This window comes from Pseudomonas taiwanensis, from assembly GCF_013393345.1.
Lineage (GTDB): Bacteria > Pseudomonadota > Gammaproteobacteria > Pseudomonadales > Pseudomonadaceae > Metapseudomonas > Metapseudomonas resinovorans_C.
Map to the genome: position 1 here is coordinate 1 of NZ_QJRF01000012.1, position 262 is coordinate 262.

Sequence of the window (262 nt, forward strand, 5' to 3'; positions counted from 1 at the left end):
TTCTTCTACGGGTTCCTGCACAACGCCGAAGGCCACCGCCTCATCCACTGCGACCGCCTGTGGATCTTCGGCAAACTGCCGGGCCAGCCGGTGGAGTACAACCCGCTGGCCGGCGGTGATCGCCCGAAGCCGGCGCTGCGCAACTTCACCTACCGCGAGAACGTGCGCACCGCGCGTCAGACCCAACGCGATTACGACTTCAAGAACCCGCTGTACAACCACCACACCGAGCGTGACGGCGTGGACCTGGACCACCAGGCCA

The 262-nt window shown here is 65.3% G+C and carries 1 protein-coding gene; it reads left to right on the forward strand.

Annotated features, from left to right (window positions below; all coding sequences use genetic code 11):
* Positions 1-262: contractile injection system protein, VgrG/Pvc8 family (locus DM872_RS00065; protein WP_256873251.1), on the forward strand; the 262-nt coding region annotated here is incomplete at both ends.